16 protein-coding genes are annotated in these 17903 nt (G+C 30.2%); 10 read left to right on the forward strand and 6 right to left on the reverse strand.

Going from position 1 to position 17903, the window contains the following annotated elements; all coding sequences use genetic code 11:
* Window positions 1-50: 50 nt before the first annotated feature.
* Together arcC and argF are read right to left on the reverse strand one after the other, a co-directional pair.
* Window positions 51-992 carry a carbamate kinase gene (gene arcC / locus OB7_RS04875; RefSeq protein WP_004101201.1) on the reverse strand — a complete coding sequence of 314 codons (942 nt, stop codon included), beginning with the start codon at window positions 990-992 and terminating at the stop codon, window positions 51-53.
* 19 nt (window positions 993-1011) lie between these two features.
* Window positions 1012-1992 (reverse strand): ornithine carbamoyltransferase, encoded by a 981-nt coding sequence (argF, locus tag OB7_RS04880; RefSeq protein WP_004101204.1) that lies wholly within the window; start codon window positions 1990-1992, stop codon window positions 1012-1014.
* 316 nt (window positions 1993-2308) lie between these two features.
* On the opposite strand from argF, the gene arcA reads away from it, so the two are divergent.
* Complete coding sequence (arcA, locus tag OB7_RS04885; RefSeq protein WP_114702668.1) at window positions 2309-3511, forward strand: arginine deiminase; 1203 nt, start codon at window positions 2309-2311, stop codon at window positions 3509-3511.
* A gap of 34 nt (window positions 3512-3545) precedes the next feature.
* On the opposite strand, the gene OB7_RS04890 is transcribed toward arcA, so the two are convergent.
* The 3 genes from OB7_RS04890 to OB7_RS04900 all read right to left on the reverse strand — a co-directional run bounded on the left by OB7_RS04890 (window position 3546) and on the right by OB7_RS04900 (window position 8899).
* Window positions 3546-4223, reverse strand: coding sequence for a Crp/Fnr family transcriptional regulator (locus OB7_RS04890; protein ID WP_004101205.1), 678 nt, complete (start codon window positions 4221-4223; stop codon window positions 3546-3548).
* 25 nt (window positions 4224-4248) lie between these two features.
* Window positions 4249-6705: an EAL domain-containing protein gene (locus tag OB7_RS04895; RefSeq protein WP_114702669.1), complete on the reverse strand. Its 2457-nt coding sequence runs from the start codon at window positions 6703-6705 to the stop codon at window positions 4249-4251.
* A 187-nt stretch (window positions 6706-6892) separates the two neighbouring features.
* Window positions 6893-8899, reverse strand: a complete 2007-nt coding sequence (locus tag OB7_RS04900; RefSeq protein ID WP_114702670.1) for a methyl-accepting chemotaxis protein — start codon at window positions 8897-8899, stop codon at window positions 6893-6895.
* 324 nt (window positions 8900-9223) lie between these two features.
* Between OB7_RS04900 and OB7_RS04905 the strand changes: the two genes are divergently transcribed.
* The 6 genes from OB7_RS04905 to OB7_RS04930 are packed head-to-tail and all read left to right on the forward strand — an operon-like array spanning window position 9224 to window position 13979.
* On the forward strand, window positions 9224-9793 hold the full coding sequence (locus tag OB7_RS04905) for a CYTH domain-containing protein (protein ID WP_114702671.1): 570 nt from the start codon (window positions 9224-9226) through the stop codon (window positions 9791-9793).
* Window positions 9794-9824: 31 nt separating this feature from the next.
* A complete protein-coding gene (locus OB7_RS04910; RefSeq protein ID WP_004101209.1) occupies window positions 9825-10904 on the forward strand; it encodes a glucose-1-phosphate thymidylyltransferase in 1080 nt (359 codons plus the stop codon).
* Window positions 10905-10912: 8 nt separating this feature from the next.
* Entirely contained in the window at window positions 10913-11734 is an 822-nt protein-coding gene (locus OB7_RS04915; protein ID WP_114702672.1) for an HAD family hydrolase, read from the forward strand.
* Window positions 11709-12413 carry a tetratricopeptide repeat protein gene (locus OB7_RS04920; protein ID WP_249031018.1) on the forward strand — a complete coding sequence of 235 codons (705 nt, stop codon included), beginning with the start codon at window positions 11709-11711 and terminating at the stop codon, window positions 12411-12413. The genes OB7_RS04915 and OB7_RS04920 overlap by 26 nt, the downstream gene beginning before the upstream one ends.
* A complete protein-coding gene (gene hisS, locus OB7_RS04925) occupies window positions 12398-13654 on the forward strand; it encodes a histidine--tRNA ligase (RefSeq protein WP_114702673.1) in 1257 nt (418 codons plus the stop codon). The genes OB7_RS04920 and hisS overlap by 16 nt, the downstream gene beginning before the upstream one ends.
* Before the next feature lie 4 nt (window positions 13655-13658).
* Window positions 13659-13979: a hypothetical protein gene (locus OB7_RS04930; RefSeq protein ID WP_114702674.1), complete on the forward strand. Its 321-nt coding sequence runs from the start codon at window positions 13659-13661 to the stop codon at window positions 13977-13979.
* Between the two features lie 40 nt (window positions 13980-14019).
* Here OB7_RS04930 and OB7_RS04935 read toward each other — a convergent pair whose 3' ends face one another.
* The gene (locus OB7_RS04935; protein ID WP_012580011.1) at window positions 14020-15708 is read right to left on the reverse strand and encodes a Na+/H+ antiporter NhaC family protein; all 1689 of its coding nucleotides are present in this window, start codon (window positions 15706-15708) and stop codon (window positions 14020-14022) included.
* A gap of 302 nt (window positions 15709-16010) precedes the next feature.
* On the opposite strand from OB7_RS04935, the gene OB7_RS04940 reads away from it, so the two are divergent.
* The 3 genes from OB7_RS04940 to OB7_RS04950 are packed head-to-tail and all read left to right on the forward strand — an operon-like array spanning window position 16011 to window position 17897.
* Window positions 16011-16544 (forward strand): hypothetical protein, encoded by a 534-nt coding sequence (locus OB7_RS04940; RefSeq protein ID WP_004101223.1) that lies wholly within the window; start codon window positions 16011-16013, stop codon window positions 16542-16544.
* Window positions 16544-17179, forward strand: a complete 636-nt coding sequence (locus OB7_RS04945) for a hypothetical protein (protein WP_114702675.1) — start codon at window positions 16544-16546, stop codon at window positions 17177-17179. Before OB7_RS04940 ends, OB7_RS04945 begins: the two co-directional genes overlap by 1 nt.
* A complete protein-coding gene (locus tag OB7_RS04950) occupies window positions 17154-17897 on the forward strand; it encodes an ABC transporter ATP-binding protein (protein ID WP_004101224.1) in 744 nt (247 codons plus the stop codon). The genes OB7_RS04945 and OB7_RS04950 overlap by 26 nt, the downstream gene beginning before the upstream one ends.
* Window positions 17898-17903 lie beyond the last annotated feature (6 nt).

The following is a 17903-nucleotide window of genomic DNA, read 5'->3' on the forward strand; positions in this document are numbered from 1 at the left end:
GTTTACTATTAAAAATGGCTCCCATTTTGGGAGCCATAAATTTTAAAGTTTTATGGAATAATCCTTGTTCCAGTTTTTCCTTCTAGTGCATCTTTTAGTTTTTCCATATCGGTGATGAGTGCTGGTCTATTTGTTGATGTTACAAAGGAGATACAGGCTTCTATTTTTGGTAGCATACTTCCTTTTGCAAAATGACCTTCATTCATATATTTTTCAGCTTCCTTTACTGTGATTGTATCAAGTGGCTTTTGATCAGGTTTGTTAAAGTTGAGATATACTTTTTCTACAGCTGTAAGGATTATGAATTCATCTGCATCAAGTTCTTTTGCTATTAATGCTGATGCTCTATCTTTATCTATTACTGCTTCTACTCCTTTTATTTCTCCTTTTTCATCGATTATTACTGGAATCCCACCACCACCACCTGCTACTACTATAACGTCATTTTCTACCAAGTCTTTTATTGTTCTTTTTTCAATAACATCAAGTGGTATTGGTGATGGAACTACTCTTCTCCATCCTCTACCAGCATCTTCTTTGAATATCCAACCTTTTTCTTCCATAATCTTTTTTGCTTCTTCTTCGCTATAAAATGGACCTACTGGTTTTGTTGGATTTTTAAATCCTGGATCATCTTTATTTACTACAATTTGAGTTACTACTGTAGCAATTTCCTTATCTATTTTTCTTTCATTTAATACATTTTTCAACTCTTGAGAAATCATATATCCAAGATATCCTTGGGTCATTGCACCTAATACATCCATTGGAAATGGTGGAATAGTATCCTTTGCAATATCCTGTTGAACTAGTAGATTCCCAACTTGTGGTCCATTTCCGTGAGTTATTATTATTCTGTAACCTAATTCAATCATATCTGCAAGATATGATGCTGTAACTTTTATATTTTTGAACATATTTTCTGCTGTTGGTTTTTCTCCTGGTCTATTAATTGCATTACCACCAATAGCAACAACTGCCAATTTTTTCATATTTTTGCCTCCTACCTGATTATAGGGTTGCTACCATAACAGCTTTTATGGTATGCATTCTATTTTCAGCTTGATCAAAGACTTTAGAATGTTTGCTTCTAAATACTTCATCGGTTACTTCACGAATATCTAATCCTCTTTCTTTTGCTTCTTTTGCAACTGTTGTTTCAAAGTCGTGGAATGATGGTAAACAATGTAAGAAAATAACGTTCGGATTTTCCGTTCTTTTAATTAAATCCATGTCAACTCTATATGGTGTTAATAGTTCAACTCTTTCTGGCATTTTGTCTTCTTCGCCCATTGATACCCAAACATCCGTGTAGATAGCGTCTGCTCCTTTTACTCCATCAAGATCAGGCGTATATTCAATAATTGCTCCGGATTCTTTGGCGTTTTCAAGTGCTTCATTCATGATTTCATCTGATGGTTTTAATTGTTCAGGACCAACTGCAACATAGTGAATACCAAGTTTTGAAGAAATTCTCATTAAAGTATTTGCTACGTTGTTTCTTGTATCACCTACAAAAACAAGTTTCATTTGGTTAAGTGGTTTGTGTATAAACTCCATCATTGTCATAACGTCTGCAAGACCTTGGGTTGGATGTGCTTCATCAGTCAAACCATTCCATACTGGAACTCCTGAATATTTTGCAAGTGCTTCAACAACTTCTTGCTTATAGCCTCTGTATTCAATACCATCGTACATTCTTCCTAAGACTTTTGCGGTATCTTCTATTGATTCTTTTTTACCCATTTGACTATTGGTAAGGAATGTTACATGTGCACCTTCATCGTATGCAGCAACTTCAAAAGCAGTTCTAGTTCTTGTTGATGTTTTATCAAAAATTAAAACAATGTTTTTTCCTTTAAGTAGTTCCTGTCTTATACCTGCTCTTTTTTTAGCTTTTAAATCAAATGCAAGGTTAAGAAGGTATTTAATTTCTTCAGCTGTGAAATCTTTTAATGTTAAAAGACTTCTTCCTTTAAGATTAACTGGCATGTTATCTCCTCCCACTTTTTTATATTTAAAACACAATTAGGTATTTTAATTATACACTTGTTTTTTTTATTTATCAAAACAAACAAATCTTGAAAAACAACAGTTTTTCGAGAATATTTATTTGTTTTAAAGTTATATTTGTTTAAGATTGAGTATGCACGAGTATGCATAAGAATACATCGCATACTGATGCATATCTTTAAAATGAAAAATTAACTGTGAAAAATATATCATTCTTAAAGTTAATTGTAATATTTAAAGTTTTACTTTTTATTTAAAATCTAATATAATTGATATCGAAAAGGAGGATGAAAGAATGAAGGTTAATGTCTACTCTGAAGTAAAGAAATTAAAAATTGTGTTGCTTCATAGACCTGGATTGGAGTTAGAAAATATTGAACCTGATTTATTAGAAGAACTATTGTTTGAAGACATCCCATATTTAAAAAAGGCACAACAAGAGCATGATTATTTTGCCAAGGCTTTGAAAGATAATGGTGTTGAGGTTAAATATGTTACGGATCTACTTACAAATACTTTAGAAAAAAAAGGGTTAAAAGAACAGTTTGTGGATGAATATTTAAATCTAAGCGAGGTAAAAAATGAATATATATTGGAAGCTTTAAAGGAATATTTATTATCTTTTGAAACAAAAGAAATGGTAAGAAAAATCATAGGCGGGGTAAGGATTGATGAATTTAAGTTAAACAAAAAAAGTTTTTCAACAGTTGTTCATTTAAATAAACAATTTTATCTTCTTCCACTTCCAAATCTTTATTTTCAAAGAGATCCTGTTGCTTTTGTAGGAAGAGGAGCGCTAATTAATAGAATGAAAACAAAGGCAAGAAGAAGGGAATCATTGTTTATGAAGTATGTATTAAAATATAGTGATGAATTTAGTGATATTCCTATTTATTATGATATGAATGAACCATTTTCTATAGAAGGTGGGGATGTTTTAGTATTATCTGATAAAGTCCTTGCTATTGGAATTTCACAAAGAACGGATCCAGAGGCTATAGAAAAAGTTGCAAATAAAATATTTTATGAATCAGACGAAAGCTTTGATACTATACTTGCAATAAATATGCCAAAAAAGCGCGCGTATATGCATCTTGACACAATCTTTACAATGGTTAGTGAAAATAAATTTTTAGTTCATTCAAAACTTGAAACCAGCTTGCATGTATATGTCTTAAAGAAAAATAAACACGAATTTGAGGTAACAGAAGAAGATTTACAGTTAGAAGATGTACTAAAAAAATATCTTGAAAGAAATGATATTGAGCTTATTAAATGTGGAGGAGATGATGAAATAGCTGCAAAAAGAGAACAATGGAATGATGGTTCAAATGTTTTAGCAATAAGTCCTGGAACGGTTATAGCATATGAAAGAAATTATGTGACAAATCAGTTGTTAAGAGAAAGAGGAGTTAATGTTATAGAAATTCCTTCAAGTGAGCTATCAAGAGGTCGTGGAGGGCCTAGATGTATGTCGATGCCAATCTGTAGAGAATAGAAAATTCCCCATCCTAGCTTGGATGGGGAATTTTTTAAAAATAGGTTGCATAGTCTTCTATATATCTTAAATCTTTAATTTTTACATTTTTTCCTTCCATTTCTATAATTCCTTTCTTTTCAAGTTCAATAAAGACTCTTGATAGTGCAGGGCGAGTTACTCCAAATTCTCTTGCAAGTTCGGTTTTAGACATTTCAAGTTTTATAGTTTTAGAATTTTGTTTTTTAAAGGAGTCATAAAGATATGAACATACCTTTTGAATAAGATTTTTGAGTGTTATCTCATAAAATCTATCGGTGATAAATATAAATGTGTCAGAGACATTTTGTAGATAATTTTTTAATATTTTTTCGTTTTTCATCATTTCATGAATGAGAATATCTTTGGAGAGTGTTAAAATTTTACATTTTTTGATTGCTACTACATCAACTGGATATTTTGGATTTGATGAAAATATAGTTGCGATTGCAAGCGTTTTTGGAGCTATCATATGATCTATTTGTATAACTCGTCCCTCTTCGTTTACAAACAAACCCAAAGCTTCTCCTTCTATTAGAATTAGTATTTCATCTATTGGATCATTCCTTTGTTTTATTATTTCATCTTTTTCAAATGTTAAAATTTTGGATTTTTTTGTAATTTCTAAAATTTCATTTTCATTTAAATCTTTAAAAAGGCTACAATTCTTGATTGATTCTATGTATTGTTTCAAAATGTTCCCTCCAAAATTAATCATACTAACTTAAAATACTTAAAAACTCTGATTCAGGCATTGGCTTTCCAAAATAATACCCTTGGAATAACCTAAAACCTATCATAGTCAAAATTTCAAGTTGTTTTTCATTTTCGACACCTTCAGGTATTGCCCCCATTTTAAAAGACTCTGCTATACTATATATTGCTTTTAAGAGATTTAGATTTTTTTCATCGTCTATATTACTTATGAATTCTCTGTCTATTTTAATTATATCAAATGGAATATTTCTTAAATAATTTAATGAAGAGTAACCAGTTCCAAAGTCATCAAGGCATAATTTAAATCCTTCGCTTTTTAGTAGATTAAGATTTTCACGAACAATATCGTTGTAATCAATGAAGAGGTTTTCTGTAATTTCTATTGTAATTTGACTGCTTTGTATATTGTATTTTTCAAGTATTTTTAGATAATCTTTTGAAAAGTTGGTATTTTTTAGTTGGATAGGGCTGATATTAACATCAACAAATTTCAGTTTTTTTGTTTTAGAAAGTAATTTACATACATTTTCAAATATTTGTTTTGATGCTTGTTCTATAAGACCAGTTTTTTCTAGAAAATCAAGGAATTCAAACGGTGGTATTACTTTTCCATCTTTAACCCATCTTATTAATGCTTCGGCCCCCACAATTTCCATATTGTGTGTTGCTATTGGCTGGAAGAATGGTATAAATTCGCCTTTTTCAATTGCCTTCTTTATTTGAATTTCTTTCTCTAATTCTTTTCTTATTTCATCTTCTATTTCTTTTGAATAAGTTATTATTTTGTCTTCGTCTTTTGATCTTGAAAGGGAAAGGCTTGTTTTTCTTATAACTTCATCAATATTTTCATCATTTTTGAAAATATATGTTCCTATGTGAAATTTCAGTGAAGTATCGTCAACTTTGATGTTTTTCAAACAATTATCTATATGCAAAATAAGTTCTTTATTTTTACTGTAAGCTTTTTTTACATCTATGTCCAATTCTTCTGCTAATATCCAAAATTCATCTGCGTGAGCCCTTGAAATTATATAATTTGTACATTCCTTTAGTTTATTTGCAACAATTTTGAGAACTTTATCTCCAAAAACATTTCCCTTTAAGGAGTTGATTCTTTGAAAATCCTTTATGTCAATAAATATTAATGAATGATAAAGGAGTGGTTTGAGGTTTTTAAGCCTTTTAATAATGTATACTTTGTTAAATGTTTTAGTTAAAGGATCTTTTTCTATAAGATTAGAGATTTGTTGTGATAGTTTCTTTTCTTTTGAAATATCAGAATAGATTATATAGATAAATGTTTGATTTTCAATTTCAAATTTTGACGCATAAATTCTGACAAATATATTTTTACCACTTTTACTCTTTCTGACGGTTTCGTAACTTACATGTCCTTTTTTTAGTATTTGAAGAATCAAGATTTTTGATTCTTCTTTTAAATAATCTGGCACGATATTTTCAATGTTTTCTAATTTTTTATAACCAAAAGTTTTTGTAAATGCACTGTTGCAGTCTACAATCTTTCCGGAAGGAGTTACTAAGGCAAGTGGATCAGGTATGTTATTAAAAAGGTTATGGAATAATATATTTGCGATTTCTTGCCTTTTTGAATATTTCATTTCTTTGGTTACATCTCTAAAGTAGTATATGGATCCCTTTTCAAAATCAATGACTTCTATAGAGTAATATTTGCCATTTTTTTCAATTATTTGTCCGTTTTTAAAATTATCTTCAAGTTTTCTGTTAATTATTTGGTTAAATTCTTTACCTATAATTTTCTGGGCAGGTTTATTAAGGTCAAGAACATAATTATTCTTATCTACAAGTATTATTCCATCGCTAATATTTAAAATAAGGTTTTCTTTTGCATCTTCAAGTACTTTAATCCAACTCTTTCTTAAAAGAATAAATTCGATTATAATAAATGAAATTAGAGTTAAGAGTAAGATGATTGGTATGTTGAAATTATTAGTTATTGTTGAATAAGCGTAATATCCAAAAAGAGAGAGGAATATTATTAAAATATTTATTTTTACTTTCTTTTCAACGTTTGCTTTAAAGATGTTTTTAAATGATAGTATGATAATAATTAATGCATAAAATATAAGGAAGAAGTTTGAAAGTTTTGAATTAGCTAACTGTTTGTGGAAAATAATGTTGTTAATTACTATTAAGAAAAATAGCGGGATTGATATTAAAAACCTTTTTTTATAATTTTTCTTTTTTCCATAAAAATCCTCTGAAAAAGAAAAAATTGCAGGAATAAGAGAAACACCAATCAAATCCTGCATTATACAAAAAAATTCACTTAATGAGTATTTAATTTTAAAAAATTCAAAAATTGATAGAAAAAGTAATGAAAAAAATATGTGTATTAGCGCTGAAGAAATCTTGTATAGCTTTCTTTCAAAAAGATAAATTAATGAAACTAGGGATAAGATAATTAAAAAATCTTCCATTATTTTCCTCCAATTGTTCTTTTCACAAAATATGATACCATTTTATTTGAAAATATGCAATAAAAGATATATAAAAATTACCATTTTTTAATAATTAGTTTAATATAAAATTGTTATTGTAAAATAAAAGAAGTCCCTCTTCTATTCTTTTAAAATAGAAGAGGGACTTTTCAGTATAATAGCTTTTTTAAATTTTAAATTTTCTGACTTCTTCTACAAGATCTTTTGCTATTTTGTTTAGATTTTCGGAAGAAATATCTAGTTTTTCACTTGTTTTTGCTTGGCTTTGGGCTGATTTTGCTATATCGTCAACTTGTTGTGATATTGTTACAATTGCTTTTGAAACTACATCCATTGCGCTACTCATTTCTTGTGCCGATGCGCTTTGCTGTTGAGAACTTGCTGCTAAATTATCTATTTCATCTGTAATACTTTCTATCTGTCTTAATATATTTTCAAATTTTTCTTTTGCAATTTTTGATTGATTTGATGCTTCTTCTATTATTTCAACTGTTTGATTGCTTGCCTTTGCAGTATTTTCAATTTTTTCTTGAATGTCTTTTAAAATTTCTGAGATCTGAGTTGTTGCATTTTTGCTTTCTTCAGCAAGCTTTCTAATTTCATCAGCAACAACTGCAAATCCTTTCCCAGCTTCTCCAGCTCTTGCTGCTTCTATTGCTGCATTCAGTGCTAGCAAGTTTGTTTGTTCTGCTATTGAATTAATTGTTTGAACAATTTCGTCGATATTTTTTGTGTTTTCGTTTAAAGTTTTTACAATTTTTTCAGTTGAATAGCTTATTTCCTTTGCTTTTTCCACAATCTCGCTAATTGCAACAACTTCTTTTTCGCCTTCCTTTGCGTTTTCAGCCATCTTATTTGCATTATCTGAAATATTTTGAGCGGCATTTGAAACATTTTGAGCGCTTGCTGCAACTTCTTCCACTCCACTTGTTACTTCTTCAACAGATGCAGATGCATTTTGAATTGAATTATCTATTTCTGTTATTTGTGCTGATAGCTCCTGAGCACTAGCACTTAAGTTATCAGCAATATTTGCAAGTTCTTCTGAAGATGAGTTCAGATTTAAAGAAGTTTCGTTTATTTGAGAAAAACTTTCTCTTAACATATCAGCCATTTTTTGAAGAGAATTTGATATTTGGGCTATTTCATCTTTTCCTTTTGCAATAAACTTTACCGTTAAGTTTCCTTTTCCAAATTCTAGTATATTTTTAACCATCGCTGTAAGTGGTTTTGATATAAAGTAAGATGATGAAATATAAATAAAGATACTTATTAAAATAATAACGGACAAGAAAATCATTATAGTAGTGTTGGTAATTTTGTTTACTGATGAAAATAGTTCAGACTTATACAAAGTTAATCCAAAGGACCAACCTTTTCCAACCTTTATTGGAGAGTAAAATACATAAACTTCACTACCGTCTGATCTTGTATAACTTCCATAGCCAGATTTTCCTTCCAGCATCTTTTGAGCTATAGTATCTAAGCCTTTAAAACCTTGCTTTGATGCTTCAAGTATATTTACTTTCATTCTAATTTTTTCATCTGGATGTGCAATCGTAAGACCTGTTGAATCAATTATCCATCCAAATCCTTTATCTCCAACTTTTGTTTCAACAGCAATTTTATTTAGATCATCTAATTTTACTGCAGCTCCAAACAAACCAATTGTTTTTCCATTTTGATCTTTTACTGCGGATGTAACTACAAAGATATCGTTTCCTGTTGCTTTCGAAATTAGTGCATCGCTAATATAGTATTTATATCCTTGTTTTATTATTTTTTGGAAATATTCTCTGTCACTTATATTTGCAGTTACACCTGAAGTTGTAGGAGCTGTTCCATCTGGATATGCTATAAAAAACATTTCATAATCTGTCCTTGATGAAAGTTTATGATTTAATTCATTGCTCATTAGATCTTTCCAGTTTCTAGTTTTTAATGCCTCTATTACTGAACTGTTATCGGCAAAATTTTGAACGTCTCTTAAAATACCATTTAACCATTCCTCAATTATTTGTGAAGCTTTTTGAGAAATTTCAAGAGCAGTTTCAACAGATAAATCTTCTACAGATTTTCTTGTTTGAAATGATATTAAAAAAGTGCTTATTATAAGTAGGGCAATTACTGGCATTAATACAAAGATTAATAATTTTCCCTTAATTGATTTCATAAAAACATCACCTCCTATTTTATTATGGAATGATATACCCATTTTAAATTACCTTTAAACTCATTGTAATTTTATCACGAGTAAAGTAATTTTAAGGTTTCTTATATGTTTCTTTTCTGTTAATTGCGTAGAAAAATAAAAAATAATCTTTTGTATGATTGTGAATAATTGATTTATAAGCAGGATCTTTTCAATAATAATATTTTATTGATTTGTTTTTTTTAGCAATAATAAAAATTTAAATAAAAATATTGAAAGATATGAAATTTCTATTTAATAAAATGTTTTATTAAAAAATTTAAGATATCTGTGTCATTTAAATTTATGAAAATATATAAGAAAGATGTTATAATTAAAAATATGAAGGTAGAAAGAGAAAAAAAATATCTTGTAGATGAAAAGCTTTTTCAGAATCTTAGAAAAAAAGCAATATATAAGTTGGGAGTTATCCAGTGGTATCTGGAGAAATGTGTATTTATTAAAGGTGAAAAATGTAGAATAAGGTATACTATAGATTCACAGGGGCGTGAAAATTGGGTTGTTGCTTTTAAATCACATCTTTTTGGGGATTATAAAAGACTTGAAGAAGAACATGAAGTAAAATTGGAAGATTTATCTATCTTAAGAGAAAAACCAGTGATTGCTAAGATAAGATATTTTCTTTTAATGGAGAAAGCCGAGGTAATTGTTGATGAATTTATAGAGCTTGATTATCCATTAAAAGTTAAATATTTAGCGGAAATAGAAACAGATGAAGAGTTTAAAAAATTTGAAGAGATGTTTTCTTTGTCTAAGGCAGTTAAAGATTTTGAAGAATATACTAACAAAAATCTTGCAAGAGTTAGTAAATTTTCTCCTGAAGAGATTATTAGAAAAGTACAGACCATGCTATAATCAATTAGACATAAAAAAGAGGAGGGTGAATATGAAGGCTTTGATTTTGTGTGCTGGAAAAGGGACAAGGCTTAGGCCACTTACATTCACTATAGCTAAACATTTAATTCCAATAGCAAATAAACCTGTAATATCATACAGTCTTGAAAAAATAAAAAGTGTTGGAATTGAAGAAGTTGGTATTGTAGTAAATCCGGAAAATATAAAAGACTTTAAGAATTTTTTTGGAAATGGTGAAAAATTTGGCTTGAAGATTGAATATATTCTTCAGCAGGAGCCTAAAGGGCTTGCTCATGCTGTAATGGTTTCAAAAGATTTTCTTAAAGATGATGATTTTTTGATGTACCTTGGAGATAACTTGATATTGGATGATATAACATCATTTGTTGAAGAATTTAAAAATGATGAGGACATGAAAGCTTCTATATTACTTTCACCAGTTAAGGACCCCTCAAGGTTTGGTGTGGCTGTTGTAAAAGGAGGAAAAATAATAGAAGTTGTAGAAAAGCCAAAAGAGCCAATATCTAACCTTGCTATAATCGGACTTTATTTATTTAGAAATACTATTTTTGAAGGAATCGCAAACATAAAACCTTCGTGGCGTGGGGAACTTGAAATAACAGATGCAATTGGATATTTGATAAAGAATAATTATAAAGTAAAAGGGCATGTTGTTTACGGTTGGTGGAAAGATACAGGAAAACCTGAAGATTTAATAGAGGCCAACAGAAAAATTTTGGATGATAATCATTTTAAAGTGCAAATTGATGGTATAGTTGATACTTCAAGTGTAATACAAGGGAGGGTATCAATCGGAGAAAATAGTGAGATTATAAATAGTACTATTAGAGGACCTGTTGTAATTGGTAAGAATTGTATAATTAAAGATTCTTACATTGGACCATACACGTCAATAGGAAATAATGCAGTGATTGAAGATTGTGAGATAGAAAACAGCATATTGATGAGTCATGTTAAGCTAATGAATCTTCCATACCCTATTGATTCATCTCTTATAGGCAAGAATGTGCAGATTGTAAATAATGAAAAAAAGCCAAAAGCTATGAAGTTTGTTATTGGTGATATGGGCAAAGTCGAAATAGTGAGGTGAAGTCTGTATTGATAAAGTTAATAGTTACTGATTTAGATGGTACATTATTAGATGATCAAAAAAACATACCACCCCAAAATGTTTTTGCTTTAAGGAAAGCTATGGAAAAAGGGATTCATGTAAGTATTGCAACGGGTAGAAATTATTATTCGGCTAAAAGGTATATTGATGAATTAGGTTTGGATGTCCCTGTTATACTGCAAAATGGTGCTTTTATCTACATGCCTTTGGAGAATAAAGTTTTGTACGAGTCGTTATTAGAGTCAGCCATTGCAAAGGACCTTATAAATTACGCAAGAAAATTTGAACTCGATTACATTTTGTATTCATATTTTTTAGATGAAATTGATATGTATATGGACAAGGAACATAACGGAGGATTTGTAACCTATATTAAGCAAAATAGTTGGAGAATAAGGTATGTGGATGATGTTTTAAGATATATATCGAGAGAAAAGGTAGCGCAAGTAGTTTTAATAGGAGATGAATCAAAAATTTGGTATATAAATGATATAATAAAGCAAAAGTATCCTGGAAAATATAGCGTTGTAAAAAGTACAGTTGTTGATGGCTGGAGCTTTATAGAATTTTTTGGTCCAGGATCCTCAAAGGAGGAAGCTGTAGCCTTTTTAATGAATTATTTTAATGTAAAAAGTGAAGAAACTATGTTTTTGGGGGATGGATATAACGACCTAGGAGCTATGAAATTGGTTGGTTTTCCGGTTGCAGTAGGTAATGCATGTGACGAAGCAAAAGAAACATCACGGTTTGTCACCCTTTCAAATAACGAAGGGGGAGTAGCTTTTGCAATTGAAAAGTTTGTTCTTTAGCTTGATTTTAATTTCTGTTTTTTCTTTTTCATACGATATGGTAGATCTTCAGGTGGCTGTTGGCGAGAGAAATCAAGAAAAAGTATTAAGTATACTTAGTTCATTGGAATATGAAAAATTACCTCTTGAATTTAAATGTGAAGTAATTCTTGCATATACAGATTTATATTTTTGGGGTGAAAATATACCAAAAAATGATTATCAAGAATTAGCCAAAAAGTACGTAGATGAGCTTTTAGAAAAGGAACAAACCTACTGGAAAGTTTATTATGCAGCAGCTCTTGTATACGGGCATTATGTTCAAAAAAACTATCTTTTAGCACTTTTTTATTCGTCAAAAGTTTTTAATTATGCAAAAAAATCGGTTGAGCTTGGGCAAGATCAATACCTTGCCCATCTTTTATATGGCATATTAAACCTTGAAACACCATTTGGGAAATTAGAACTTGCTGAAACCCATCTTTTAAAAGCACTTGAGCTTAATCCTAACCATGTTTATACCTATGTAGAACTTGGAAAGTTGTATGAAAAGAAAAAAGAATGTAAAAAAGCAAAAGAGATGTATGAGAAGGCACTTAAAATACCTGGAATGAAAATTTGGAGTTATGTAAACAAAGAGGGTAAAATAGAAGCAAGGCAGAGACTTTCGGAGGTGGAAAAACGGTGTACAAGCGAATAAAAGGTACAGAGGATATTTTTGGAGATGATATTAAGTACTGGTATTATATTGAAAATGTTGTTAAAGAAACTGTAAGGCTATATGGTTATTCAGAAATAAGAACTCCCATTTTTGAGGCCACAGAGTTATTTATAAGAAGTGTTGGAGAGGAAACGGATATTGTCCAGAAAGAAATGTATACTTTTGAGGATAAGGGGCAAAGAAGTATTACGTTAAGACCTGAAGGAACTGCTCCAACCATTCGTGCATTTATTGAAAATTCGATGATGGCAACAGGCTTACCCAAAAGGTTATTTTATATCGGTCCTATGTTTAGGTACGAAAGGCCTCAAAAGGGAAGACAAAGACAATTTCATCAATTTGGAGTAGAGTTAATTGGTTCTCCTTCACCACTTGCAGATGCAGAAGGAATAATTGTTGCTGATAGAGTTTTAAAGAACCTTGGACTTTTGAACTATACTATAAAGATCAATTCTATTGGTTGTGATAAATGTAGAGCAAATTATAAAAATGCGTTAAAAGAGTACTATTCAGATAAATTAGATTACGTATGTGATGATTGCAAAAGAAGATATAATACTAATGTTTTAAGATTGCTCGATTGTAAAGTTGACGTTGAATATGTAAAAGATGCTCCAAAGATTACAGATTATTTATGTGATGATTGCAAACACCACTATGAAGAGACAAAAAGATTACTGGATAATTTAAAAATTAAATATGTAGAAGATCCGCTTCTTGTAAGAGGCCTTGACTATTACAATGGTGTGGTTTTTGAAATTCATCATGGAGACCTTGGAGCACAAAGTGCAGTTGGTGGTGGGGGAAGATATGATAAATTAATAAAGGAACTTGGAGGAAGTCAAACACCATCGTTGGGTTTTGCAATGGGAATAGAAAGGCTTATTATAGCGTTAAAAAATGAAAAAATTCCAGTTGAAGATATAAAGAATAACGAGATATTTGTTGCTCACCTTGGAGAGCAAGCAAGAATTGAGGCATTAAAAATAGCTGAAGATTTAAGGGACAATGGCATATCTGTGGTATTTAGTACAATGGAAAGAGGTTTAAGTGCTCAATTAAAACATGCAGCAAGGTTGAAATGTAAACTCTGTGTAATTGTAGGTGAAAATGAGCTTGAAAGAAATATTGTGATACTTAGAAACATGGAAACAGGAGAGCAGATAGAAATAGAAAGAGATTATGTTGTAGGAACAGCTAAAGAATGGATTGAAGAGTGAAAGTATGAGTTATATAGAGGCAGTTATAGCTATAGTCCTTGTTTTTGTAGCTGTAACTGCCGTTTTCACGTCAATTGAGTATCAACAAAAAATGTATTCTGAAATACTTGAGCGTGAATTACTCCAATTGTATTCAGAAGATCTTTTCTGGATAACATTTTATAACCTTCCAAACACCACCCCTTTTGATTCTTTTGAAACCTCCTATTCAACAAAAAATGCATATGTAGTTAAAGATTATGAAAAAATAGAAAAAGAGATTAATTGTATAACCTTTACTTTTCCTAGTAATAAGAAGGTAAATATATACTATTTTCAAAAGTGATAGTTTTAGACTAAAAGAGAGAGGGGGTTCCCTCTCTCTTTTATTGCATTTCTTCTTTTAAATCTTTTGGATTGGTTGATTTTCCAAAAAATCTTAATATTGCTAATATAGAAGAAAATCCAATTATTAAAGAAATCCAAATTGGTACACCAATTCCTACCAACAGGTAGCCGATAATGGCAATACTTGCAGCTGTAATTGCATATGGTAGTTGTGTCTTAACGTGATCAATGTGATCAGCGGATGAAGCCATTGAAGACATAATTGTGGTGTCTGAAATAGGCGAACAATGATCTCCAAATGTTGAACCTGTTAAAACAGCTCCCAAAGTAGCAAATACTAATGTTGAAGGTTCATTTCCTGTATATGCAGCTGCTAAAGGAATAGCCAGAGGAAGCATTATAGCCATTGTCCCCCAAGAAGTTCCTGTTGCAAATGCAACAATTGACGAAAGAATAAATACTAAGGCAGGAATTAACCAACCTGGAAATGATGAAGAGACTATTTTTACTAAATAATCTGCTGTACCAAGATCAGTTGCAATAGAACCTATAGACCATGCCAAAATTAAGATTATTGTAGTTATAACCAACGATTTTGCGCCTTCAACCCATGCTTCTAGCGCTTTTCTTAGAGTCATAATACCTTGAGAAACAGCCATGATGATTGCAATAATACTTGCCAGAGCTGATGCCCAAATTAGTGCTGCAGAAGCATCTGCATCACCAAAAGCATTTCTAATTCCTTCTAAGTTGAAAGGTTTTTCTATTCCTCCACCCGAATACCATAAACCTATAAATGCAAAGATGATTAGTGTAAGGATTGGTATTAAAGCATTTGAAATTTTCAGAGGAACATTTGAGTTATCTAGTTCTTTTTCAAAGTCAGTTGATAGCATTGGTTCGGCATTGTCCGCTAATACTTTTCCAGTTAACCTCGCCCTTTTTTCAGCATCGTACATTGGACCAAAATCTCTTAGCAAAAGGCCGACCATAAATACCATAAATAATGCAAACAGGCCGTACATTCTATATGGAATTGATTTGAAAAATACATTATATGGATTTACACTTGTTCCTAGAGAATTGAATGCATCTGATATTAGTCCTAATTCATAACCAATCCATGTGGATATAGCAGCCATAGTTGCTACAGGTGCGGCTGTTGAATCAACAATGTAAGATAATTTTTCCCTCGAAATTTTTAATTTATCAGTTAAAGGCCTCATCGTGGGACCAACAATAAGGGTGTTAGCATAATCATCAAAAAACACAACAACACCCATTAATGTAGTTACTAATTGAGCGCTTCTTGGAGTTTTAGCTTTTTTTGCAAGAGCATTAGCAATTGCTCTAGTTCCACCCATTTTTGCAATAACTCCGACTAATCCTCCAATGGTTAGTGTAAATATAATTATACCTGCATGCCAACTGTCTGCTAAAGCGTTTACAGGATATTCAAAAGTTTTCGTATAACTTTCTATTATTTTCATAAAAAAGTTAGAATTAGATGTTGCAAAGACATTAATTACTGCTCCTGAAAAAACACCTATTAATAGTGAAAGTATAACTTCTTTTGTGATAAAGGCTAAAACGATAGCTAATAAAGGTGGAATAACTGACCAGAAGCCATATTTCACTGACTCTGTATTTTCACTATTTGCAAATGTTAATGAAGCTGTTAATAAGAGTACTATTAAGATGAAAATTACAAAAGTGTTTTTTTTCATGAAATCCCTCCTTTAGAGAGTAATAGGAAATTCAATTTATGTAAGTTGATTGTTTTGAAACTTTTTTGTAAAAAAAGATGCTTATTTTTAATAAATTTTAGCATAAATATATCTTAGAGAAAAAGTATTTAAATAGTCTTAAAAAGAACAATATATAAATTCTGTAATGAATAATTGCTGATAGAGAATTATTTTTTCATATCAGAGAGTAAATCTAATATTATTTTGTAAAAATTTGACATATAATTTCATATAGGATATAATTTCAATGGAATTGAAATAAATGGTAATAAGGTGATAGTATGAATGAACTTTTAAAGGTAATTTCATCACCACAGCTTTTTGAAGTGCTTAATTTTTTGAAAAATAATCCAAATATGAACCCAAGTACAATTGCAAAAAAACTGGGCTATCATACTTTTACAGTTCAGAGGTACCTTGAAATAATGGAAAAGTTTAATATAGTCTCATTTAAAGAGGAAAGAAAAGTGGGAAGACCTTCAAAAAAGTATAGATACATTGGTGGAAAAATCACCATTGATATAGATGAAATTTTGAACATTTTTAATCTCAAAGGAAAAAGAGTAAGGGAAAAGGCCGGAGATTTTAAATATAGCTATGATTTAAATAAAGAGACAATAAAAGGTGTAATTTTGAATAATAAGAAGATTAAATTTAATGAAGTAGAGGGGAAAATACTATTTTTAATTCCACCAGTAAATTCAAATGGGATAACAGTTTGTGAAATATCAAACAAAATAAGCATAAATGAATTTGATATTTTATTTGCAATTAAAAAATTTCTTTCCTTGGATTTGATTGAGGTGGTTGAATAATGCTTGAAGTAATATTTACACTTATTTTTATAGTACTTTTTAGGTTTATTATTTTAAAATTTCTAGGATACGATAGAAAAAGTATCTTGTTAAGAGATAGCGAGTTTTGGTCACTCTTGATATTTGTTGGCATTGCACTTTCCATATTTTTCGACAAAAGTAATTATTTGTTGTATATTCTTGTTTTATTAGGTATTTTGATGAATGTTTTTAATTATATTAGTCATAGATTAACATTTGCTTCGATGCTTTCTAGAATATTTATATTTCTAATTTTGTTGTTTCCTAAATATATTTGGATAGTATCAATTTTTGCAATATTTAGTATTTACAGAATGAAGAGGACACCTATATATAATTGGATTTATAATTCTAAAGTAGCAGAGCAAATTGCAAAAACTTGTGAAAAAGGAGAATATACAAGAAAGCCAATTATTGTATTTGCCCCTTTTAATAGATCTGCTATTTTCTATGGAAAAGGATTTACAGTAAATGTAAAGGAAGATAAGGCTATTTTTAGAATTTCACGTAAAACACATAGATTATTGGGTTTTCCAAAATTGAGTGAGTTTTGTGAAAAATTTTCTGAATACATCAGGGGGTGGTTAAATGATAAAGGCAAGGAATTTAACTAAGAAATTTGGAAATTTTGTAGCAGTGGATAATATTAATTTAACAGTTGAAAAGGGAAAAATTTTTGGATTTCTCGGACCAAACGGTGCGGGTAAAACAACAACTATTAGGATGTTAACTGGTTCTTTAAGACCAACAAGTGGAGAGATAGAAATTCTTGGACTTAATATGAAAACACATGAGCTAGAAATAAAGAGAAGAATAGGTGTAGTTCCTGATGAGCCTAGAATTTATGATCATTTAAAAGGATATGAATATTTAGAATTTGTGATGGATATTTATAGAGTCAATGGAAAAGAGGTAAAAGATAGGATACAAGAATTATCCGAAGCATTTGGAGTTGATTATCTGTTTAAACAAGTCTCTGATATGTCGCATGGCATGAAGCAAAAGTTAATGCTCATTAGTGTTTTGATGAGAAAACCGGAAGTAATATTTTTAGATGAACCTACGGTAGGTCTTGATGCAAAAAGCGCAAAGATTTTAAAAGAGCTTTTGAAAAAATATGCTTCTCAAGGTACTACGATATTTTTGACCACACACATTTTAGAGATTGCCGAAAAAATGTGTGATGAAATAGCAATAATTGATAAAGGAAAGATAATCGCTCAGGGAACCATGGAAACTTTGAGAAATGGTGAGAATAAGTCTTTAGAAGATCTATTCTTAGAACTCACAGCCCAAGAAGAAGATATAAAAAATATTGTTGAAATGCTATAAGGGGTG

Origin of the sequence: Thermosipho africanus Ob7, assembly GCF_003351105.1 — a bacterium.
Lineage (GTDB): Bacteria > Thermotogota > Thermotogae > Thermotogales > Fervidobacteriaceae > Thermosipho > Thermosipho africanus.